This window comes from Acinetobacter sp. 1566109 (assembly GCF_000582255.1).
Classification (GTDB): Bacteria; Pseudomonadota; Gammaproteobacteria; order Pseudomonadales; family Moraxellaceae; genus Acinetobacter; species Acinetobacter nosocomialis.
In genome coordinates this window covers 58,874-80,519 of the sequence record NZ_JEYB01000017.1, presented here as the reverse complement: position 1 = coordinate 80,519, position 21,646 = coordinate 58,874, and the positions used below count along the sequence as shown (strand labels likewise).

The window sequence follows — 21,646 nt, the reverse complement described above, 5'->3', positions numbered from 1 at the left end:
CCCCGGACCTCGGCCAATTATTGGTTGTGCACTAGAGTATTTGGTCATTTTAGATGAGCGAGGTCGCTTCCGTGCCCAGCAAGTCACTTATTTAAAGGCATCACAAACGCGTAAAGCTTCAAAGTCAGCAAAAACAGAATCTTCATTTCAGGCAAAACCATGGTCTGCCATGCAAATGGGCATCGTATTTTATTTTGTTCTAATGGGCATTATGAGTTTTATCCATGTTCTGCCAGCTTATACCTTATTGTTTATCTTAATGACGAATGTCTTAAGTTATTGGCTATATTCACAAGATAAAGAAGCCGCACAACTAGGCAATCGCCGTATTCCTGAACAGACTTTACATATTGTGAGTTTTTTAGGCGGTTGGCCAGCTGCATGGTGGGCACAACAAAAACTGAGACATAAAACACAAAAACAACCATTTCGTAAGATTTATTTTTGTACCATATTCCTTCATTTACTTTTGATTTTGTGGCTAATTTCTCCTTTAAACGTTTTGCGGGGATCATAAAAGTAAATTGTTTTATTAAACTTGAGAGGTATAAAAATGAATAGTTCTATCGACCAAGATCCAAATCGTACTTTAACACTTATTTTGTATGTACTTTATATTGTTGCCATTTTTACGGGCGGCTTACTTGCGATTATTGCTTTAATTATTAACTACGTAAAACGTTCCGATGTTCAAGGTTCAATTTTTGCGAGTCACTTTACTTGGCAAATCAGAACATTCTGGTGGTATCTCGCTTGGAATATTATTGCCTTTTTACCGTTTATTTTCTTGTTTTTTACAGGTGAAAATACCGATTTATTTGCAGGTGTTGCGATCTCATCGACCGTATTCTGTGTGGGCGTGATTACAGCGGCATGGATCTGGATCGTATATCGTGCAATTCGCGGTCTGATTGCGTTAAATGATAACCGCCCGATGTACCAACCTTAATAAATAAAAAAGAGAGCGTTAAGCTCTCTTTTTTATTCTCGAATTCTTTTAGTTTTTTTAATGGGTAACTTAAGTTTTAACTCACTGACTAAAACACCTAACACCACTAAAGCACCGCCAAAAAGGGCAATCAGTGGTAAACGCTCACCTGCGATTCGGCCAATAACCCCAGCCCAAACAGGTTCTCCTGCATAAATAATCGCAGCACGTGAAGGATCGACCATACGCTGAGCCCAGTTCATCACAAATTGAATCAGTGCACTTGCTAAACCTAATGTAACAGCTGTAAGTACAAGCGGCCATGAAAATGCTGGAATCGTTTGCTCGCCCACCACAGGCATAACGGCAAACGAAAGTAGAGATGCGACAGCAAGTTGAATAATGGTCACACGACGCAAATTTACCTTTCCAGCAAAATAACTAATAAAAATAATTTCTAAAGCAATCGCAACTGAGCCAAGTACTGTTAAAAGCTGCCCAAAACTTAATGAAATTTGCTCAAAACCATTCCCTGTCAATAAAACAAGACCAGCAAAAGCCAAAGCTGCTCCCACCCAAGTCATGACATGTGGCGTCTTTCTAAAGATGAGCCACATTAAAATAGGAACAAGTGGAACATAAAGCGCCGTTAAGAAAGCTGACTCACTACTCGGAATGGTTTGCAGGCCAATTGTTTGAGTTCCATAGCCGCCCACAATGACTAGACCAATCACACTACCAGCACCTAAGTCTTTTAACGTAACGCCTTTCATGCTTTTGAATGAAATAAGCAATAACGTTAGTGCTGCTACAGCAAAGCGGCAGCCTACAAAAAACATAGGCGATGTAAAATTCAGTGCATATTGCACTGTAAGAAATGTTCCGCCCCAAATCATAGTAATCAAAACGAGTGCTAACTGTGGGGCTTTGCTTGAACTCAAAGAAATTGGTGACATACTCAAAATTAGAATGAATTGTGCAATATACTGCACATATTGCGCTATTCTTCTGTTTTGTGCAATATATTGCTCAAATTTTCTGTACACCTATTCTATGAGCCATTCGAGTACCGTTTTACAGCACGTAGGCACAAATATTCGTTCATTAAGAGATGAGCGTGGTTTAAGCCAACAGGAATTAGCAGACCAGGCGGGTGTAAGTAGACGTACTATTGCTGCTTTAGAGACAGGACAAGTCAATATCAGCCTAGCTAAGCTCGATGCGATTGCGATAGTGTTGGGCGTAAACTTTAGAACGATTGTAAGTGCACCAGAGCATAAAGAACATGCGTTGGTTAATGTACTTGCTTGGCAAGGCGAAAAAGAAGAAAGTAAAGCTACTTTACTGGCTTCAGTTCCTTCCCGTTCTCAAGTTGAGCTTTGGACATGGTCTTTGGCAGTAGGGGAGTCTTATATTGCTGAAGCAGACCCAGAAGGGTGGCAAGAACTTATTTATGTATTAGAAGGTGAGCTAACCATACAATTTGTAGATAGCACAAAAACTATAGCTGCTGGTTCTTCAATTATATATGCCAGTTCAGTAACTTACACTTATATTAATAGTGGTAATCAAGTGCTTAAATTTATTCGTAATGTGGTGTATTGATTCGGAATATATTTTCATATCAATAAATAAAAAAAGAGCCTAAACAGGCTCTTTTTTTACATCTTAAAAATTAAAGGCGGTTTTCATCTAACAGAAGCTGAGCTTCACGAAGGTTTAGAGTGCCTTCATAAATTGCACGACCTGTGATTGCACCTAAAATGCCTGGTTTGCCTTTTAAGTTACGAACGTCATCAAGATTAGTTACGCCACCTGAAGCAATCACTGGTAAGCCAGAGTATTGAGCCAAGTTGACAGTTTGCTCAACGTTTACACCTTGCATCATGCCATCACGTGCGATGTCTGTATAAACAATGCTAGATACGCCTGCATCAGCAAAGCGTTTTGCTAAATCAGTTGCTTTTACGTCGGTAACGTTTGCCCAACCGTCAGTTGCAACCATACCATTCATGGCATCAATACCCACAATGATGTGGCCTGCAAAACGCTTACAAGCTTCTTCTACAAATTCAGGTTCTTGAACGGCTTTAGTCCCGATAATGACAAAAGTCACGCCAGCTTCTAAGTAGTGTTCAATTGTTTCTAATGAGCGAATACCACCACCAATTTGAATTGGTAACTCTGGCTGAGCTTTAGCAATTGCTTCAACAACAGGTTTATGGATAGGCGTACCTGCGAAAGCACCATTCAAATCGACCAAATGCAAACGACGTGCGCCTTCATTTACCCAATGCTGGGCAGTTGCAACCGGATCGTCAGAGAAAACGGTATCGTCTTCCATACGCCCTTGTTTTAAACGCACACATTTACCATCTTTCAGGTCAATTGCTGGAATGATTAGCATGCTTTCGCTCCTTGCTTCATCATGTTTATGAAATTGTGCACATCTTAGCAAAGTATTGATCAATCGCTAAGCCTTAGAAAAGACTTTTATAACTTTACGCATGAAGTGCGGTTTGAATCGTTTGTGAAATGTGAGCCGGTAATAGGTTTTGTTTACGCAGCTCTAAAAATACTAGTAAGGCAGCATAAGCATCAGCGGCGGCATAACTGATTTGCTGTGAGTTAAGTGGCTTTTGTGCCCAATTTGATGTTCCGACTTTTTTTGACTTTGCAAGATATTGTCCAAACAACAGTGCTACAGCTTTTTGTACACCCATTTGGTGTTTAAAACCAAAGTGACTAAAACTTTTGGCGAGGTCAATACTGCTTTCTAGCTCTATGCCTTTTTTATGAAAAATGTGCTTATCATTTTTAAGACCAAAGCCGACTTTAAGTTGTTTTTGGTTCGATAAAATAGGTTGTAAAAATTTTAAAGTCGATGAATTTACATGAAATAAATAGGCTTTATGTTCAGTGGCAAGTTGAATTAAGTGTGGACCTGTCGAGACTTCGCCCACTCGAAATGTCGGTTTAGATTCGGAATCAAATCCTAAAAAGATCGCTGCTTTTAATTCTTCTTCAATCGTTTTGCATTGCTCAATATTTTCAATCACCACAATATTTTGGTGGTTAAGATTTTTAAAAAGTGGAAGCTGCTGAATAGAGGCTTTATCAAGGAGGGACGGGGCTTCGGACATATTTCACAGCGTACAAATAAATTGAGCTATTCCCTTTATATATGAATAAAGCCTAGAGAACTAGGCTTTAGGAAACTTTAAAAATTATTGAGACTGAGATGGGGACCCAATGATAACGCTCTCGCTTTTTTCAACATAGCCTTCATAGGTAGGAGCCATGATTGTGGCAACAATAGCAAAAATGACTGCAAGTGGAATAAGTGCAATATAAATCCAGCCTAAAACACGTTCCCAGCTTGGCGTTGGACGCTTCGGTCCATAATCATTAGGGCCTTCAGTTCCTTTTGCACAAAATAAATAAACGGCAAGGCCAATGTTCACGACCGGTACGAGCATGAGTAAAGATAACCAACCTGTATTATTACGGTCATGCAAACGGCGAATAGTAAATACGAAGCTAATATAAATACCGACGATATAGAGAATGGCAATAGCGATGATGCCCGGCGCAGTAAAACCTGGGGTGCCCTCATTTTGTGTAAGACCGAAAGTAAAAATAATAAGTAGAACAGCAGCAGCGAGGGTTAACGTAAATAGGAAGGTCCAAGCAGCATAAGAGAGCCGTCCAAAACGTCCATTTGCCTTAAAGGGCGAATCTTGCTGAAGTGGCTGATTTTCAAAAGGTGAATTCATTGTGTTTATCCTGTTCATTTGGTTTTATTTAAAAGTATGAATATTCAATATTTTGTTGAATAAAATATCATTCTATAAATGATTGCTTGTTATTATAAATAAAAAAAAAGATCAGGCCATCTAGACCTGATCTGTTTAAAGCTTTTGTGAAATTAAATATTCCATTCCACAAAGTTTTTCAGTAACTGTAAACCTGCAGTGTGACTTTTCTCTGGGTGGAATTGAGTCGCAAATAAATTATCTTTGTGAATTGCCGTACAGAAGTTCACGCCGTATTCACATGTTGCAGCTACAAGATTTTCATCTTTCGGTTCAACATAATAGCTGTGTACAAAGTAGAAGCGAGCATCTTGATCAATGTTGTTCCACATTGGATGGCTTGGGTCCATTTGGTGAACTTGGTTCCAGCCCATGTGTGGGACTTTTAAGCCTTCCATTTGAGGGAAGTGTTTAACAACACCTTCAAAAATACCTAAGGCATCTACACCGCCATTTTCTTCAGAGCTTTGTAGAAGCGCTTGCATGCCTACACAGATTGCAAGAACTGGCTTATTAAAAGCAGCGTTGCGTACGACTTCATCAATACCTGCTTCACGCATGCCTTGCATACAGTCACGCATTGCCCCAACACCCGGGAAAACAATTTTGTCGGCTTGTGCAATTAATTTTGGGTCGTTAGTTACATCGACTGTAGCACCTACATGCTCAAGTGCTTTAGCAGCTGAGTGTAGATTGCCCATGCCATAATCAAGTAACGCGATACGTGTCATTAGAGGCTACCTTTTGTCGATGCAATCGTGTTTTCAGCACGTGGATCAATTTCACATGCCATACGCAAAGCACGCGCTAGTGCTTTAAATACACTCTCGATTTGATGGTGGCTATTTTTACCTTTCAAGTTATCAATATGTAAGGTCATAAGGGCGTGGTTTACGAAACCTTGGAAAAACTCGGAAAATAAGTCTACGTCAAAGGTACCGATGCGCGCGCGAGTAAATGGAATATCCATAAATAAACCCGGACGACCAGACAAATCTACAACCACACGAGATAAAGCTTCGTCTAATGGCGCATAAAAATGTCCATAACGACGTAAACCTTTTTTATCACCTAAAGCTTGTGCAAAAGCTTGTCCAAGCGTGATACCGCAGTCTTCTACGGTATGGTGATCGTCAATCTCTAAGTCTCCATCACAATGAATATCGATATCAAATAAGCCATGTCGCTTGATTTGATCAATCATATGGTCTAAAAATGGAACTCCGGTGTTTAGTGTGCCTTGACCAGTACCATCGAGATTTAAACGAACTCGAATTTTGGTTTCATTGGTATTTCTAACCACTTCACTGATACGTTGCGTCATGGACACGTTCCTCAAAAAACGTCAAAAATGATTGGATGTTAACGACAATTTCGCTGTGACGAATTCGTGACAGCATCATAGTTTGCTCAGGAGGGTTAATCAATGCCTATTACCGTACATGCTTATAGTTCTCTAGATAATTCAGAGATCCGCGATCAGCTTGAGCGACTGTATGACACAAGTCCGGAGTTTGGTGACGGGCACGATGCGATTGAACAACTTGAACAAGATTTACAGCAGTATACCACGCTATACACTGCCGAATTTAACACCAAAATTATAGGTGCAATCTGGTGTTCAGGACAAGGCGAAAGCAAGGTACTTGAATATATTGTTGTACACCCTGCTAACCGTGGTCGTGGGGTAGCTGAGCGCTTGGTAGAAGAAGCTTGTCGTATAGAAGAATCAAAAGGCGTTAAAATTTTTGAGCCAGGCTGCGGTGCCATTCATCGCTGTTTAGCGCATATTGGTAAATTGCATAGCTAAAATTCCATTTTTCCTGTACTTGTGATTTAAAATTAAACACTTGTTACAAAAAATACGGAAGTTGCTTGACGTCTTCTTATAAACATTGTTTAATACGCCCACTTCGGCGTGATAGCTCAGTAGGTAGAGCAACGGATTGAAAATCCGTGTGTCCCCAGTTCGATCCTGGGTCTCGCCACCATTATTTGTGTTTTCAATCCCTGATCCCATCAGGGATTTTTTTTAAGTATAAAAAATACTCATTTAAATCAGAAACTCAGGATAATTGTTGACTATTGTTCTGAGATGCGGCTTAATACAGGCCATCGGCGTGATAGCTCAGTAGGTAGAGCAACGGATTGAAAATCCGTGTGTCCCCAGTTCGATCCTGGGTCTCGCCACCATATTCGAAAAAGCCCCATACTTTAAAGTATGGGGCTTTTTTCATGCCTATTTATTTAATAAAAAATATTAAGACTTCACTTGTGTATAAATCTCATTTTATCCACAAGCAAACTCACTTATCCCCAACAATGTTTGAACTTTCTAGAAATGGCTCAACTGAAATTTGTCTTTACTCGTGAGGACTATCATTAATGAGTCGTTTTCCTAAACATACGGCTTCTACTTCGTCATAACCGAGCTGTTCGTAAAAGTTCAGCACATTTAGATTGTCTTTACGCACCAATAATTGAAGTTTTGGGCAGCCACGAGCGATAAGGCGCTTTTCAAGCTGCTGAACAAGCGCTGTAGCGATTCCTAAGCGTTGTTGGTGGGGATGAACAGCCAAATAGTTAATCCAGCCTCTATGACCGTCATAGCCGCCCATGAGCGTGCCAATCAATTCCTCATCTTTAATAGCAACCAAAAACAAATCATCCTGTTGTGAGACTTTTCTAAATATATCGGTTTCAGGATTATTCCATGGACGGGTTAGGTCGCAGCTTTCCCATAAATTGACCACATCATCCAGATCTGCATTTGTAAATTGACGAATAATAAACATATGGATTTCTACTTTTTGTTTTGATGTATTGAAAAGATAAAATAAAAATACGCAATTGAGCAGTAGTTGTGAATAATTTAAACAAATAAAAAAGCACCCCCGTAGGAGTGCTTAAATTAAAAATATTGCTTACGCTGATTTTGCAACAGGTGCCGCTTGAAGCATTTGACCTGTTTCTTCGAAGTTTGCATGCCAAGACAATGCTTCACGAAGTAAATGAGGAGTATGTCCACCTTTGGCACAGGCACGATCAAAGTAGTCGTTCAATGCATCACGGTAAAGCGGATGCACACAGTTATCAATAATTGCGCGAGCACGTTCACGAGGTGCTAAGCCACGTAAGTCTGCTAAACCTTGCTCTGTTACTAAAATATCAACGTCGTGTTCACTGTGGTCAACGTGGCTTACCATTGGCACGATAGAAGAGATATCGCCACCCTTAGCAATTGATTTGGTCACAAAAATTGCCAAGTGAGCATTACGAGCGAAGTCGCCTGAACCACCAATACCGTTCATCATTTTAGTACCACATACGTGAGTTGAGTTCACGTTGCCGTAAATATCAAACTCAAGTGCAGTGTTAATGCCGATAATACCTAAACGACGTACAAGCTCAGGGTGATTCGAAATTTCTTGTGGACGAAGTACTAATTTGTCTTTGTAAGCTTCGATATTGCCAAAAACTTTCTCACCACATTTAGCTGAAAGGGTAATTGAGCTACCAGAAGCAAACTTCATTTTACCTGCATCAATGAGTTCAAAAGTACAGTCTTGTAGTACTTCTGAGTACATGATGAGGTCTTCAAAATTAGAATCTTTTAAACCTGTTAATACTGCATTGGCAATTGAACCGATTCCTGCTTGTAATGGACCAAGGTTCTTAGGTAAACGGCCTTCAGCAACTTCTTTTTCAAAGAAAGCAATCAGGTGATTTGCGATGCCTTGAGTCTCATCATCTGGAGGAGTGACTGTTGATGGTGAGTCATGTGTATCGTTAAAGACAATACCTACAATTTTTGCAGGATCGATCTGGATGGCTGTTGTACCAATACGCTCATCCACTTTTGTTAATGGAATTGGCGTACGTGTTGGACGGTAAGTTGGAATATAGATGTCGTGCAAACCTTCAAAGCTTTCGCTTAAAGAGGTATTGATTTCAACAATAACTTTTTCAGCAAAAATTGCGAAACTTGCAGAGTTACCCACAGAAGTTGTTGGAATAATGCCACCATCTTCAGTAATTGCAATTGCTTCAATCACCGCAACATCTGGACGTTTAAGTTGCTGGTTACGCATTTGCTCAACAGTTTCTGATAAATGTTGGTCAATGAACATAACTTCGCCGTTGTTAATCGCACGACGTAAAGTATTGTCTACCTGAAATGGCATACGACGAGATAAAACACCTGCTTCCGTGAGTTGTTTGTCTAAGTCATTACCTAAGCTAGCACCCGTAATTAACGTGATTTTTAACGGATTCTTTTTTGCAAGCTCTACAAGTGCTTGAGGAACAGCTTTAGCTTCGCCAGCACGAGTAAAACCACTCATACCAACAGTCATTCCATTTTCGATGAATTGCGCAGCTTGTTCAGCACTGATGACCTTGTCATGAAGAGAAGCTAGGCGAATACGACTTAAAGACATTGGACATCCTCAATATTGTCAAAACATACCGGATTTTAGCTATGAAAAAATGAAAAGTGCATAGGTGTTAGGCTAAGGTCTAATTTTTTAAATAAATGGCGGTATAAATTTATTTTATGACTTTTAATGCATTGATTTATTTAGTATTTAATAAATTTTAAAATAGCGCTTTAAATGATCAATTGATCAAATTAGAAGCGCTCACTTAAAGTTTGTTTAATTTTTTCCAAAGGATTTGGCGTTGTGTTTTCTTCGGCCGCTGGTTTTGGAATAGGTAATGAAATAATCACTTCTAAACCGCCTTGTTCACGGTTATGAATTTGAATTTCACCTTGATGAATGTCGACAATACGCTTAACAATTGCAAGGCCTAAACCACTGCCTTGAATGGTCCTGGCAGAGTTACCTCTTACAAATGGCTGCATTAATTCTTCAATCTGATCTTCTGGAATGCCTTCACCATGGTCAGCAACCGTAATTAAAATATGTTCATTTTCAACTTTGGCGCTGAGTTCGATTGGTTCCGCACCATAACGTTTTGCGTTATTAATGAGGTTGGCAATCAGACGTTTTAAAGAAAGGCTACGTGCAGGAATAATCGGAACATCTTGCACCTCAAAACGAATATCAAGCGGTTTAAATTGAACAATTAATTCTTGCAATAATATATTGATATTGGTGTCTTTTAATTCTTCATCTGAACCATCCCGCATATACGAGATGAACTGATTCAAAATTGCATCCATATCATCTACATCATAGACCAAACCTTCACGTAGAAATTCATCAGGCAACATTTCAGCGGTTAAACGAATACGTGTAAGCGGGGTTCTTAAATCGTGTGAAATACCCGCTAGCATAATCCGTCTTTCACGCTCGGTCTGCTCAAGTGTATACACCATGCGGTTAAATGCTTGGTTTACCTGGCGAATTTCTAAAGGGCCATGGTTAGTATCTAAATATGGTGCTGTTCCAGACTTACTATATTCGTTGGCAGCATTTTGCAAACGACGTAATGGGCGGTTCATTTGACGAATCAAAATTAAAATAATGATGGCCGAAACTAATGGCACACCCACAACCCAACCAATTAATAGCTCAGGACTATAGTTTGCATAGGTTTTTAAAGGCTCACGAACCCAATTGCCATGCATTTCTGGTGTTTGAATCCAGATGCGTGGGCTAGGTTTAAACTGGAAGTAAACTGTAACGTCTTTTGCGCCAATTTCATTTGCAAGTTTTTGTTCAACTTGGTTGGTAAAAAACTCTGCAATGACTTTATCGCGAACGCTTGGATACTCTTTAGGGTCGGTTATATATTCAATGCCAACCCGATTACGCAGCCAAGTATCAACATCAACTTCTGTATCACGATGAAAAATACGTATATTAGGGTTGTTCACTAGCTCGAGTTCAACAGCCAAATAACGGGCATGCTGTTGAATTTCGGGTAAATAGAGGGTTCGCCAAAAAAACCACAATGACATAAAGAGGCTAAAGAACACCACCAGCAGTACCAAAATTGTGGTACGCATGGCAGCAGAACGTGGCTTAATTTTGTCGAGAAAACGTTCCCATCTCGTCCGTTTACGCTCTGAGTACGCAACGTAGTCGGTAAAGTTTTGCGGTGGTATTGGCTCTAAACTCACTCTAATTTATCTCAAGCTTATTCAGCACCATCTGGAACAAATACATAACCTACACCCCATACCGTTTGAATATAACGTGCGCGTGCTGGGTTATCTTCAATTAAACGACGTAGACGAGACACTTGAACGTCAATTGAGCGCTCCATTGCACCCCATTCACGGCCACGAGCCAAGTTCATAAGTTTGTCGCGCGTTAACGGTTCACGTGGATGCTGTACCAATGCTTTCAATACGGCAAACTCACCCGTGGTCAAAGTAACGATTTGTCCTTCACGAGTAAGCGTACGTGTAGATAAATCTAAAGACCATGGACCAAAGCTAACCACTTCAACTTGTTGGCTTGGAGCACCCGGAACTTCACGAACCTGACGACGTAATACTGCGCGAATACGTGCTAAAAGCTCATTTGGGTTGAATGGTTTCGGTAAATAGTCATCTGCACCAGCTTCAAGACCAGCAATACGGTCAGAGTCGCTACCACGTGCAGTTAGCATAATAATAGGTGTATCAATGTTTGACTGACGTAAACGACGACAGATACTTAAACCATCTTCAACGGGCAACATAAAGTCGAGTACGATAAGTGAAAATAACTCACGTTGTAATAAACGATCCATTTGTGAGGCATCGTGGGCAGTTTTTACAACAAAGCCTTTATCTTCCAAAAAACGTTGCAAGAGGGTACGTAAACGCACATCGTCATCGACCACTAAAATGCGTTCGACACGATCCGTTTCGTTATGTACGGTTTCAGGATGTTCAGCAGGTACAACTAAACTCATGATGTACTCCCTTTTAAAGTCATAATTTATATATTATTGGATCGGTTAGGCTTATTGCCAACAAGCCCTCAGTATAATGCCGATGTTCTTGTTAAGACTATGTATCAATTTGCTCAAAATTACAATTTTCGTAGGGGCTTGAAACCAAAAAACAACATCTTATGCCCATAATTTAGCAAAGCCTTAAAGAAAAAACCAAGCATTCGGTCACTCGTTAAATTCTATTCGATTAAATTTTAATAAATAATTGTTTCAAATAGATTATTTTAAAAATCAACGCTGCTTTTTAAAGCTTATTTTCTAAGAGGTTGAGAACTCATTCAAATATTAAAGCTTAATAATCTATTTAGACAGATAAGAAAAACTATAATTTTGTTCATTCTGATACTGTATCAATATGTTCATTTTCTCGTAATTTATATTAAAAATTTCATTTTACTTAACGGATATCCTATAAATTTCAGATTTTTTAAAAAGTAAAATATGGGTTTGAAGACCAAAATGAATAGCTAAAACGTTTTTTATGAAGTAAAGAATGTGAAAAATTCACAGTCAATACAAAAAAACGTTTTGAATACGCAAACAAGTGTGGATTTTATAGTCTTGGTCTTTATAATCAGTGCTTTTAAACTTTATCCTTGTGGGATCAAACACGATGACTGACTTAGTTCAGCAGTTGGCAAGTGAGCTTGCCGTACGTCCAAACCAAGTAGAAGCTGCCATCCGCTTAATTGATGAAGGTGCCAGTGTTCCATTCATTGCCCGTTACCGTAAAGAAGTAACACAAGGTTTAGATGATACGCAGTTACGCCAATTAGATACTCGTTTAGCGTATTTACGTGATTTATATGAGCGCCGTGAAAAGGTCATTCAGTCATTGCAAGAACAGAATAAATTGAATGATGACTTGTTGGCGCGGGTGAATGCAGCCGAAACAAAAAATGCTTTAGAAGAAATTTATGCGCCGTACCGTCCTAAACGTACGAGCAAGTCTTTCAAGGCGAAAGAAGCGGGTCTGGGGCCAATTGCCGAAAAAATTATTTCAGAACAAATTGATCCGACAGAAGCATTAGCTGGTTTTAGTCATGAAGACTACCCAGATGTAGAAAGTCAGTTAGACGCAATCCAGCATATTTTGATTGATGATTGGGCACAAAACATTGCGCTTACTACAGAATTAAAAGCGACTTTTGCAAAAACAGCAGTGCTAAAAAGTACTGTTGCTTCTGAAGAAAAGAAAGAAGTGGGCAAAAAGTTCCGCGATTACTTTGAATTTTCTGAAGGCCTCAACAAATTACCTTCTCATCGTTTATTGGCAATGTTACGTGGCCGTCAAGAAAACGTACTTGGTTTAAAAGTAGATGGTGAAGATGATGCACCATTGGCACGTATTGAAACTGAATACAACCTAGATCAAATTCAGCCACAAGCTCGCCAAGACTTCTTGAAGCAAACTGCAAAATTATTCTGGTTAGGTAAAGTTCGTCCTCAAATCGAGCATTCATTACTGACAGAAAAACGTCTTGCTGCCGAAGCAGAAGCAATGCAGGTATTTGCTGAAAACCTTCGTCATTTATTGTTATCTGCACCAGCGGGTAGCCGTACGACTTTGGGTGTTGACCCTGGTATTCGTACTGGTGTGAAATTGGCTGTTGTAAGCGATGCTGGTGATGTACTTGCTCACAGCACGATTTACCCATTTGCGCCTAAAGAAGACAAAGAAGGCTCTATTGCTGAGCTTGCACGTCTATGCCGTGAATATAATGTCGAGCTTATTGCGATTGGTAACGGTACGGCGAGCCGTGAAACAGAAGCTGTGGTTGCAGAAATGATGGCTGCAAATACAGACCTTAAATTAACACGTGTGACTGTAAGCGAAGCAGGTGCATCTGTTTACTCTGCAAGTGAACTTGCTGCAGCAGAACTTCCAGAGCTTGATGTTTCAATTCGTGGCGCAGTGTCTATTGCGCGCCGTTTACAAGATCCACTTGCTGAACTTGTGAAGATTGACCCGAAATCGATTGGTGTAGGTCAGTATCAACACGACGTAAACCAAACTGGTTTAGCAAAAACGCTTGATGCAGTGGTAGAAGACTGTGTGAACGCTGTTGGTGTTGATGTAAATACTGCTTCACCAGCAATCTTGGCTTACATTGCAGGTTTAAATAAAGCGATTGCTCAGCAAATCGTTGAATACCGTAAAGAACATGGCCGTTTTGATAACCGTCAAGCATTGAAAAGCGTACCACGTTTAGGCGAGCGTACTTTTGAACAAGCAGCTGGTTTCTTACGTATCCAAAATGGTTCTGAACCTTTAGATGCTTCTGCTGTTCACCCTGAAAGTTATGGTCTTGTCGAGAAAATTGTTGCAGCAAAAGCGACAACTGTTAAAGACATTATTGGTAATACTGAAATTATTCGTCAGGTGAAAGCAGAAGAGTTTGTTGATGACAAATTCGGTTTGCCGACTATTCAGGATGTTTTAGCAGAACTTGAAAAACCGGGTCGTGACCCACGTCCAGAATTCCGCACAGCTAAATTCCGTGAAGACATTACTGAAGTTGCTCAGTTGACTGAAGGTATGCAGCTTGAAGGTGTGGTAACGAACGTGACGAATTTTGGTGCCTTTGTTGATATTGGCGTACACCAAGATGGTTTAGTTCATATTTCTGAATTAGCGAATGAATTCGTTTCTGACCCGCATAAAGTGGTAAAACCAGGTCAAATCGTACAAGTGCGTGTGATGCAAGTTGATGCTGAGCGTAACCGTGTGAACTTGAGTATGCGTGCAGAAGGTGCCGCGCCTGTTAAGGCACAGCGTCCACCGCGTCGTGAGCAAAATAACGAACAGCGTTCTGAGCGTAAGCCGCAAGGTAAGCGTCCTCAACAACCACGTAAAGATCAGGTTGAACGCCCACAACGTAGCAAACAAGAAAAACCACAAGAACAAAAAATTGGTGGGTTTGGTGCATTGTTACTACAAGCAGGAATTAAAGGTTCTAAATAAGAGCCTTTAGAACACCTAAAAAACCTCCCAAACGGGAGGTTTTTTATTATTTTTAAAGTTTGCTTTAGAGATTGTGAAATTCGGTTTTTCAGAAATCGCAGTGGTAAAGATGAGGTGAATCTTAAGATCAACAAAAACGGTGTGAAATCTACAATCAACTATACAACGTTATAGCATAACTCAACTTTAACCCTTTACCGATGTCAGACAATATCGATAAAGCCTTGAGGTAAGTTCATCACTTTCAGGCAGTTATATTAAAAATTGATTGTTTTTTTATATTATAAATGGTTGTTTTTATGCCGGCTTTAGAACTGAAAAATAGATTTCATTTAAACGATCTCCTTTCGGGAGTGGTCGTATTTCTCGTGGCTTTACCCTTATGTTTGGGTATTGCCTTAGCCTCAGGCGCTCCAATCATTTCTGGTATTATTGCCGGAATTGTTGGTGGAATTATTGTTGGCCTGCTGAGTGGTTCTCACATCAGTGTCTCTGGCCCAGCAGCAGGGTTGACTGCGGTCATCCTTGTACAACTCGACCAATTAGGCGGCAATTATGCCGCCTTTTTATTGTGTATTGTATTTGCAGGAATTTTACAAATTCTGTTTGGTGTATTTAAGTTGGGTTTCTTTGCCAACTTTATTCCAAACAATGTCATTTTAGGATTACTGGCTGCCATTGGTGCCATTCTTATTGTGACGCAACTACCGTATTTATTTGGATTGACTGATTTTTCATGGAAAGACGTTTGGACTGCTACACCAGATACGGTTATCCAAAAGTTTGACACTGGCGCGGCGTTGATTGGACTGCTGAGCTTATTTTTAATTTTAGCTTGGGACAGCAGCCCACTTAAAAAATTAGCACTACCTTCAGCTTTAATTGCTGTAGTCATTGCTGCAGTTTTAAATTTTGTCTTAATGAATATTGGCTCATCTTGGGCAGTCCAAACCAATAATTTGATTCAACTACCAAATATATTACAAGCACCAGAAGAGGTATTGGTTTTTCCAGACTTTAGCTATCTGGCTGAACCATTGATTTATACCGGAGCAATTACACTCGCGATTGTGGCGTCTTTAGAGACATTACTAAACTTAGAAGCGGCCGATAAACTTGATCCTCAAAAGCGTTCATCTCCACCTAACCGTGAACTGTGGGCACAAGGTGCGGGGAATATTGTTTCAGGTTTAATTGGCGGCATGCCAGTCACATCAGTCATTGTCCGCAGTTCTGTAAATGCAAATACAGGCGCACGGAGTAAATATTCCACGATTATTCACGGCATATTATTGCTACTAGCAGTTTTATTCTTTGTTCAACTTATGAACATGATTCCATTGTCTGCACTTGCAGCGATTTTAATCGTGACTGGTTTTAAACTGACTCATCCAAAGTTATTTAAACAGCTTTATCAAAAAGGCTGGAAACAGTTTTTACCTTTCATTATCACTCTCGTTGCAATTTTACTGACAGACTTGTTAACCGGAATTTTGGTAGGTCTATTTACCAGTAGTGCATTTATTTTGTATGGCAACTTTAATAAAGGCGTTCGTGTTTATAAAGAAAAGCATTTACATGGAATTGTGACGCGTATTGAGCTTCCATCACAGGTCACTTTTCTGAATCGTTCAGCGCTCATTTCTGCATTAGAGCATGTTCATAAAGATCAGCAGTTGATTATTGATGCCACTCAATGCGATTCGATTGATCCCGATATCTATCAGGTCATTCAAGATTATCAGAATGAAACTGCAGTTAAGCGTCAGGTCGATCTCAAACTCATTGGGTTTAAGCAGCACTATGAAGAAGTAGATGATGCAGTTCTTGATATCTACATTAGTACCAGAGATTTACAGCGTAAATTAAGTCCGCAGCAGGTGGTTACCTTACTTAAGGAAGGTAATGAACGCTTTGTGAAAAATGAACGTTTACAACGCGATATTTACCGTCAAATTCGTGTCACCGCAGATGAAGGCCAACATCCGATTGCGGCTGTTTTAGGATGTATGGATTCTCGTGCTCCCACTGAAATGATTTTTGATGTAGGTATTGGTGATCTATTTAGTTTAAGGATTGCCGGTAATATTGCAGGTCAAAAAGTACTTGGCTCACTTGAGTTTGCTTGTCAGGCAAAAGGTTCAAAAGTCATTTTAGTTTTAGGCCATACTGACTGTGGTGCAGTGACCAGCGCATGTCAGTTACGTTTACAGCAAAAGCAAGTTTCTGATGTCAAAGAAATGCCGCATATTCAATATGTGCTTGGCCCACTCATGCGTTCGGTAGAAAGCGTATATGACATTATGCAACCGCGTGAGTTAAATAAAGCTTTTATTAATCAGGTGACAGCAATGAATGTTCACTACAATATTCAATATATTATTAATAACAGCACAGTACTGAAAGACCTGCTAGATCGTGGTGAGATTGCAATTATTGGTGCGATTTATGATGTTAAAACAGGGCATGTTGAGTTTTTAGATGCTTAAATAGGATTAATAAAAAAGCGCCTAATGAGAGGCGCTTTTTTATTTTTAAATAACCTTAATATGGCAGATTACCAATGCTCACCAGGGAAAAGACGTGCATAAGCTTTCTGTGCCCAATTTAGTTTCTCAGTCTTTTTACCTTTTGCTGCATCTGAACTTGGGAATAGACGGAAACCGATCGACATAAACATATTGTTAATACCAGGTGCTACCGAATACGTCATAGAAGCTAAACGGCCTAAGTTTGTGGCAATACGTTTCGGACGTTTCACAATCGCATAAGCAATTAAGTCCGCTGCTTGTTCAGGTGATAGAGTCGGTACATATTTATAAATTTTAGTCGGCGCAATCATAGGAGTACGCACTAAAGGCATATAAATTGAGGTGATTGCAATTTTATGTGCATGAACTTCGGCAGAAAGACAACGGCTAAATGCATCAAGCGCAGCTTTAGAGGCAACATAAGCCGAGAAGCGTGTTGCATTTGCTAATACACCAATCGAACTAATATTAATAATTTGTCCGTCTTTACGTTGAATCATGTGCGGTAAAATATTAAGAACCAAACGCACAGCGCCAAAGTAATTTAATTGCATGGTACGCTCAAAGTCGTGGAAACGGTCATAAGACTCATGAACAGCACGACGAATAGAACGACCAGCGTTATTAATTAAAATATCAATATGATCAACAGAAGCTAGAATCTCTTTAGAAACCTGATCAATCATTTCCATGTCGTTCAGATCACATGGGAAAATTGATGCCTGACCGCCACGGCTTTCAATATCTGCTTTGACTTCTTCTAATGTTTCTTGAGTACGGGCAACCAGTAAAACATGTGCACCAGCGTCAGCAAGTTTATTGGAAATCGTTAAACCGATTCCACTTGAGGCGCCTGTCACTAAAATGACTTTACCTTGTACCTTTTCCTGGAACAGAGCTTCTAATTTTTTATTCACAGCATTTTACCTAAGTAGGGGCAGGGGCTATTTATTCCGGTATGTAATTTTTATTTTTACAACCGTTGGTTCATCCTGATGAACTCCTAAATATTGCCCTATCTTAATAGATGTTTAAAAATTGTCTAGTGTGTAAATATATGAAATTTAACAATTTATTTAGAGTAAAAACTCTAAATTATTACCCTAATCCATTAATTATTATTGAGGGTTAAATCACTTGAAAATAAAAAAAGCCTCTATATTCCAGAGGCTTGATAGATAAGTTTAAAATTTATACAGATGAAAGTGCTTGTTCTAAATCGGCAATTAGGTCATCAACATGCTCAATACCAATAGATAGGCGAACCATATCTTCACTTACGCCGGCAGCTTTTAGTTCTTGTTCATTGAGCTGGCGGTGAGTTGTGGTTGCGGGGTGGCAAGCTAAACTTTTCGCATCGCCAATGTTCACAAGACGGGTAAATAACTTTAGTGCATCAATAAAACGAGTACCGCCTTCACGGCCATCCTGAACGCCAAAAGATAAAATTGCAGAAGGTTTGCCTTTTACATATTTTTGTGCAAGTTGATGTTGTGGATGATCTTTTAGACCTGCGTAATTGACCCATTTTACTTTCGGATGGTTTTGCAAATATTCCGCAATTTTCTGAGCATTTTCAGTATGACGTTCAATACGTAAGTTTAGAGTTTCGAGACCCTGTAAAATTAAGAAAACACTGAGCGGGCTAATAGCTGCGCCTGTATTGCGTAATGGCACCACGCGAGCTCGTGCTATATAGGCAGCCTCACCTAATGCTTCGACATAGTTCACACCATGATAGCTTGGGTCGGGTGTATTCAAAACTTTAAAACGTTCTGGATATTTACCCCAAGGAAATTTACCGCTATCGACGATTGCACCGCCAATACTATTACCATGACCACCAATATATTTAGTAAGCGAATGGATAACGATATCAGCTCCATATTGAAATGGTTTTAATAAAGCAGGGGTGGCAACTGTGTTATCGACAACGACAGGTACACCATATTCATGGGCGATTTTTGAAATTGCTTCTAAATCGATGATATTGCCGAGCGGGTTACCAATTGACTCGACAAAAACAAGCTTAGTTTTATCGTCTATTAAGTTACGTAAGCTTTCGGGTTTTTGATAATCGAAAAAGCGAACTTCGATTCCCTGTTTTGGCAGCGTATGGGCAAATAAGTTGTATGTACCGCCATATAAAGTTGAGACTGAAGCAATATTGTCTCCCGCCTCAGTAATGGTTTGAATGGCATAGGTAATTGCTGCCATTCCGGATGCTAAAGCTAAAGCACCAATGCCACCTTCGAGAGCAGCAAGGCGTTGCTCAAGCACAGCAGTGGTCGGGTTCATAATACGGGTATAAATATTGCCTTGAACTTTTAAGTCGAAAAGGTCTGCACCGTGTTGGGTATTATCAAATGCATATGAAGTTGTTTGATAAATTGGAACAGCTACTGCTTTTGTTGTTGCTTCAGGTGTGTAGCCTGCGTGAATGGCTAAGGTTTCGTCTCGGTATGTATTTGACATTGTTATCATCGAAGTGGTTAAAGAATAATCCAGATTTTTTAGCATACTCTTTATTCATGATTTAGATATTTTTATGTAAAGTTCAGCATTTTTAAGTATAAAAGAGCTTATTTTATTTTTTTCGAATCACTCAATTAAATTTACATGAAGTTGAGAGAACGCCACAAAAACTTACTGGCGGTCTGCCGCCCGCAAGAACACTATAAAAATACAAGTAATTCAATTCATGATAAAAAAGCTGGAGAAGTGAACTAATGAGTACTCAAAAAGTATCTGATATTATCATTGAGATGCTGGAACAAGCAGGTGTTCAACGTTGCTACGGTATTGTGGGTGACACCTTAAACCATGTCACTGACTCCATGTCTAAGAGTAAAATTGAATGGATTCATGTACGCCACGAAGAGGTTGGTGGTTTTGCAGCCGGTACAGATGCTTTACTCAGTGGTCACTTGACGGCATGTGCAGGATCGTGTGGGCCAGGAAGCCTACACTTCATTAATGGTTTATATGAATCGCATCGTAATCGTGCGCCAGTCATTTTGATTGCAAGCCAGATTTCTACCGAGATGGCAGGATTTGTCGACTTTCCACAATATGTCGATTTTAAATCAGTTTATGCAAAAAATTCGGTTTTTTGTGAAGAGATTACTCAACCTTCACAAGCCAGACATATTATGAGCATGGCGTGTCAGGCTGCGCTGACCAAACGTGGTGTCGCGGTGGTTATTGTTCCGGCCAATATTAGTGCAGCGTCGGCTGAGGCGGGTCTACCCTTTGTACCACGCCAAACTAATCCCGATATTTTGCCGAATAAGTCCGAACTCAACCAGATTGTTCAGTTGATTTCACAGCATCAAAGAATTGGAATTTATGCAGGTGCTGGGTGTGAGGATGCGCATGACCAACTAGTGGCTTTTGCAGAGAAGTTAAACGCTCCTGTAGCACATACTTCACGTGCTAAGGATTTTGTCGAATACGACAATCCATACAATATGGGCATGACGGGTATTTTTGGTAATAAAGCGGGTTATCACACCCTCATGGATTGCGATTTGCTGATCTTGCTAGGTACCGATTTCGCATGGGCACAGTATTATCCAAGCCATGCCAAAATCTTGCAAATTGATATTGATCCGACCCATTTGGGGCGTCGCCATCCGATTACATTAGGTGCCGTGGGTAAAATTTCATCTACACTCGATGCATTATTGCCACTGCTTGAAACACGTCATGAGCGTGATTTTCTAGATCATTGTCTTGCGTTGAAACATGAGAGCGATGAAATACGACGTAAAGAAGAGCGGGTAGGTAAAGATGGGCTGATTCATCCACAATATCTGGTGTCTTTACTCAACCGTTATGCAGATCAAGATGCAATTTTCTTCGGAGATGGTGGCTCACCGATGGTATGGGTATTAAGGCATATTGACGTAAATGGAAAACGTCGAACCTTTACCAGTTTGTTACATGGCACTATGGCCAATGCCATGCCTCAAGCACTTGGAGCCCAAAAAGCATTCCCGAACCGCCAGATCATTGCATTATGTGGAGATGGTGGCTTAGCCATGTTACTGGGAGATCTGCTCACCACAATTCAAGAAAAACTGCCAATCAAGATTGTGGTATTTAATAATAGTTCGCTCAATTTTGTAGAGCTTGAACAAAAAGTGGAAGGATTGCTCGACCATTATACTGACCTGCTCAATCCTGATTTCGGTCAGCTTGCTCGCGTAATTGGTTTGCATGGACAAACGATAACGCATGGTAACGGGTTAGAACAGGCCGTGGAAAGTTTTTTAAAACACGATGGTCCTGCTTTACTCGATGTGCATACCAATCCGATGGAGCTGGTAATGCCGCCAGATCCTAACCTGAATCAGGTTTCTTCAACCTCTCTCTATGCGATTAAAGCGTTAATGTCGGGTCGGGTAGATGATGTTAAAAATTTGTTAGTCAATAATTTTCTTAAATAAATCTATGTAGAAGAACTCATCTTCAAGCAGTGTAATAAGCGAAA

At 40.0% G+C, this 21,646-nt stretch carries 20 protein-coding genes and 2 tRNA genes; 9 read left to right on the top strand and 13 right to left on the bottom strand.

The genetic code is table 11. The features are described 5' to 3' along the window. Both J582_RS13650 and J582_RS13645 read left to right on the top strand, forming a co-directional pair. Positions 1-517, top strand: a 517-nt coding sequence (locus J582_RS13650; RefSeq protein WP_032048052.1) for a DUF1294 domain-containing protein, incomplete at its 5' end; no start/stop codon positions are given. Positions 518-553: 36 nt separating this feature from the next. Then, on the top strand, positions 554-949 hold the full coding sequence (locus J582_RS13645) for a DUF4870 family protein (RefSeq protein ID WP_004705102.1): 396 nt from the start codon (positions 554-556) through the stop codon (positions 947-949). Positions 950-981: 32 nt separating this feature from the next. On the opposite strand, the gene J582_RS13640 is transcribed toward J582_RS13645, so the two are convergent. Then, positions 982-1,884 (bottom strand): DMT family transporter, encoded by a 903-nt coding sequence (locus J582_RS13640; RefSeq protein WP_031983677.1) that lies wholly within the window; start codon positions 1,882-1,884, stop codon positions 982-984. A gap of 97 nt (positions 1,885-1,981) precedes the next feature. Between J582_RS13640 and J582_RS13635 the strand changes: the two genes are divergently transcribed. Then, entirely contained in the window at positions 1,982-2,533 is a 552-nt protein-coding gene (locus tag J582_RS13635; protein ID WP_031983675.1) for a helix-turn-helix domain-containing protein, read from the top strand. Positions 2,534-2,603: 70 nt separating this feature from the next. Here J582_RS13635 and hisA read toward each other — a convergent pair whose 3' ends face one another. The 5 genes from hisA to hisB form a co-directional block, all read right to left on the bottom strand. Next, the gene (gene hisA, locus J582_RS13630; RefSeq protein WP_002052186.1) at positions 2,604-3,335 is read right to left on the bottom strand and encodes a 1-(5-phosphoribosyl)-5-[(5-phosphoribosylamino)methylideneamino]imidazole-4-carboxamide isomerase; all 732 of its coding nucleotides are present in this window, start codon (positions 3,333-3,335) and stop codon (positions 2,604-2,606) included. Positions 3,336-3,429: 94 nt separating this feature from the next. Beyond that, positions 3,430-4,071 carry a 3'-5' exonuclease gene (locus J582_RS13625; protein ID WP_031983674.1) on the bottom strand — a complete coding sequence of 214 codons (642 nt, stop codon included), beginning with the start codon at positions 4,069-4,071 and terminating at the stop codon, positions 3,430-3,432. An 84-nt stretch (positions 4,072-4,155) separates the two neighbouring features. Beyond that, entirely contained in the window at positions 4,156-4,704 is a 549-nt protein-coding gene (locus tag J582_RS13620) for a DUF805 domain-containing protein (protein ID WP_031983672.1), read from the bottom strand. A gap of 152 nt (positions 4,705-4,856) precedes the next feature. Then, the gene (gene hisH, locus J582_RS13615) at positions 4,857-5,474 is read right to left on the bottom strand and encodes an imidazole glycerol phosphate synthase subunit HisH (protein WP_002052198.1); all 618 of its coding nucleotides are present in this window, start codon (positions 5,472-5,474) and stop codon (positions 4,857-4,859) included. Further along, positions 5,474-6,067 carry an imidazoleglycerol-phosphate dehydratase HisB gene (gene hisB, locus J582_RS13610; RefSeq protein ID WP_000194096.1) on the bottom strand — a complete coding sequence of 198 codons (594 nt, stop codon included), beginning with the start codon at positions 6,065-6,067 and terminating at the stop codon, positions 5,474-5,476. Before hisB ends, hisH begins: the two co-directional genes overlap by 1 nt. A gap of 102 nt (positions 6,068-6,169) precedes the next feature. Here hisB and J582_RS13605 point away from each other — a divergent pair, with 102 nt between their 5' ends. The 3 genes from J582_RS13605 to J582_RS13595 all read left to right on the top strand — a co-directional run bounded on the left by J582_RS13605 (position 6,170) and on the right by J582_RS13595 (position 6,936). Further along, on the top strand, positions 6,170-6,553 hold the full coding sequence (locus J582_RS13605; protein ID WP_002052206.1) for a GNAT family N-acetyltransferase: 384 nt from the start codon (positions 6,170-6,172) through the stop codon (positions 6,551-6,553). Between the two features lie 105 nt (positions 6,554-6,658). Continuing rightward, a tRNA-Phe gene (locus J582_RS13600) sits at positions 6,659-6,734 on the top strand. Positions 6,735-6,860: 126 nt separating this feature from the next. Then, a tRNA-Phe gene (locus tag J582_RS13595) sits at positions 6,861-6,936 on the top strand. Positions 6,937-7,106: 170 nt separating this feature from the next. Here the strand turns inward: J582_RS13595 and J582_RS13590 are convergent. From J582_RS13590 to ompR, 5 genes are all read right to left on the bottom strand, one after another. Next, entirely contained in the window at positions 7,107-7,538 is a 432-nt protein-coding gene (locus J582_RS13590; protein WP_004884764.1) for a GNAT family acetyltransferase, read from the bottom strand. 129 nt (positions 7,539-7,667) lie between these two features. After that, complete coding sequence (locus J582_RS13585) at positions 7,668-9,182, bottom strand: acetyl-CoA hydrolase/transferase family protein (protein WP_017392587.1); 1,515 nt, start codon at positions 9,180-9,182, stop codon at positions 7,668-7,670. Between the two features lie 35 nt (positions 9,183-9,217). Further along, on the bottom strand, positions 9,218-9,322 hold the full coding sequence (locus tag J582_RS25960) for a hypothetical protein (protein WP_079377474.1): 105 nt from the start codon (positions 9,320-9,322) through the stop codon (positions 9,218-9,220). A 51-nt stretch (positions 9,323-9,373) separates the two neighbouring features. Then, entirely contained in the window at positions 9,374-10,831 is a 1,458-nt protein-coding gene (locus J582_RS13580) for an ATP-binding protein (RefSeq protein ID WP_002052250.1), read from the bottom strand. 17 nt (positions 10,832-10,848) lie between these two features. Beyond that, positions 10,849-11,613, bottom strand: a complete 765-nt coding sequence (gene ompR, locus J582_RS13575) for a two-component system response regulator OmpR (RefSeq protein WP_000060753.1) — start codon at positions 11,611-11,613, stop codon at positions 10,849-10,851. A 655-nt stretch (positions 11,614-12,268) separates the two neighbouring features. Here ompR and J582_RS13570 point away from each other — a divergent pair. Continuing rightward, a complete protein-coding gene (locus J582_RS13570; RefSeq protein ID WP_002052244.1) occupies positions 12,269-14,620 on the top strand; it encodes a Tex family protein in 2,352 nt (783 codons plus the stop codon). Between the two features lie 299 nt (positions 14,621-14,919). Further along, a complete protein-coding gene (locus J582_RS13565; RefSeq protein ID WP_017392589.1) occupies positions 14,920-17,109 on the top strand; it encodes a bifunctional SulP family inorganic anion transporter/carbonic anhydrase in 2,190 nt (729 codons plus the stop codon). Positions 17,110-17,177: 68 nt separating this feature from the next. On the opposite strand, the gene J582_RS13560 is transcribed toward J582_RS13565, so the two are convergent. Together J582_RS13560 and J582_RS13555 are read right to left on the bottom strand one after the other, a co-directional pair. Further along, complete coding sequence (locus J582_RS13560; RefSeq protein ID WP_004711613.1) at positions 17,178-18,068, bottom strand: SDR family NAD(P)-dependent oxidoreductase; 891 nt, start codon at positions 18,066-18,068, stop codon at positions 17,178-17,180. A 274-nt stretch (positions 18,069-18,342) separates the two neighbouring features. After that, a complete protein-coding gene (locus J582_RS13555) occupies positions 18,343-19,626 on the bottom strand; it encodes an O-acetylhomoserine aminocarboxypropyltransferase/cysteine synthase family protein (protein ID WP_009499606.1) in 1,284 nt (427 codons plus the stop codon). A gap of 254 nt (positions 19,627-19,880) precedes the next feature. On the opposite strand from J582_RS13555, the gene J582_RS13550 reads away from it, so the two are divergent. After that, on the top strand, positions 19,881-21,602 hold the full coding sequence (locus J582_RS13550) for a thiamine pyrophosphate-dependent enzyme (RefSeq protein ID WP_032048051.1): 1,722 nt from the start codon (positions 19,881-19,883) through the stop codon (positions 21,600-21,602). Positions 21,603-21,646: the final 44 nt, after the last annotated feature.

Bases quoted from the DNA above. Each gene is read 5' to 3' on its own strand.
- J582_RS13565 (WP_017392589.1), top strand. From the start codon at position 14,920: ATGCCGGCTTTAGAACTGAAAAATAGATTTCATTTAAACGATCTCCTT.
- ompR (WP_000060753.1), bottom strand. From the start codon at position 11,613: ATGAGTTTAGTTGTACCTGCTGAACATCCTGAAACCGTACATAACGAA.
- J582_RS13550 (WP_032048051.1), top strand. From the start codon at position 19,881: ATGAGTACTCAAAAAGTATCTGATATTATCATTGAGATGCTGGAACAA.
- J582_RS13635 (WP_031983675.1), top strand. From the start codon at position 1,982: ATGAGCCATTCGAGTACCGTTTTACAGCACGTAGGCACAAATATTCGT.
- J582_RS13570 (WP_002052244.1), top strand. From the start codon at position 12,269: ATGACTGACTTAGTTCAGCAGTTGGCAAGTGAGCTTGCCGTACGTCCA.
- J582_RS13590 (WP_004884764.1), bottom strand. From the start codon at position 7,538: ATGTTTATTATTCGTCAATTTACAAATGCAGATCTGGATGATGTGGTC.
- J582_RS13585 (WP_017392587.1), bottom strand. From the start codon at position 9,182: ATGTCTTTAAGTCGTATTCGCCTAGCTTCTCTTCATGACAAGGTCATC.
- J582_RS13640 (WP_031983677.1), bottom strand. From the start codon at position 1,884: ATGTCACCAATTTCTTTGAGTTCAAGCAAAGCCCCACAGTTAGCACTC.
- hisA (WP_002052186.1), bottom strand. From the start codon at position 3,335: ATGCTAATCATTCCAGCAATTGACCTGAAAGATGGTAAATGTGTGCGT.
- hisB (WP_000194096.1), bottom strand. From the start codon at position 6,067: ATGACGCAACGTATCAGTGAAGTGGTTAGAAATACCAATGAAACCAAA.
- J582_RS13605 (WP_002052206.1), top strand. From the start codon at position 6,170: ATGCCTATTACCGTACATGCTTATAGTTCTCTAGATAATTCAGAGATC.
- J582_RS13645 (WP_004705102.1), top strand. From the start codon at position 554: ATGAATAGTTCTATCGACCAAGATCCAAATCGTACTTTAACACTTATT.
- J582_RS13620 (WP_031983672.1), bottom strand. From the start codon at position 4,704: ATGAATTCACCTTTTGAAAATCAGCCACTTCAGCAAGATTCGCCCTTT.
- hisH (WP_002052198.1), bottom strand. From the start codon at position 5,474: ATGACACGTATCGCGTTACTTGATTATGGCATGGGCAATCTACACTCA.
- J582_RS13625 (WP_031983674.1), bottom strand. From the start codon at position 4,071: ATGTCCGAAGCCCCGTCCCTCCTTGATAAAGCCTCTATTCAGCAGCTT.
- J582_RS13555 (WP_009499606.1), bottom strand. From the start codon at position 19,626: ATGTCAAATACATACCGAGACGAAACCTTAGCCATTCACGCAGGCTAC.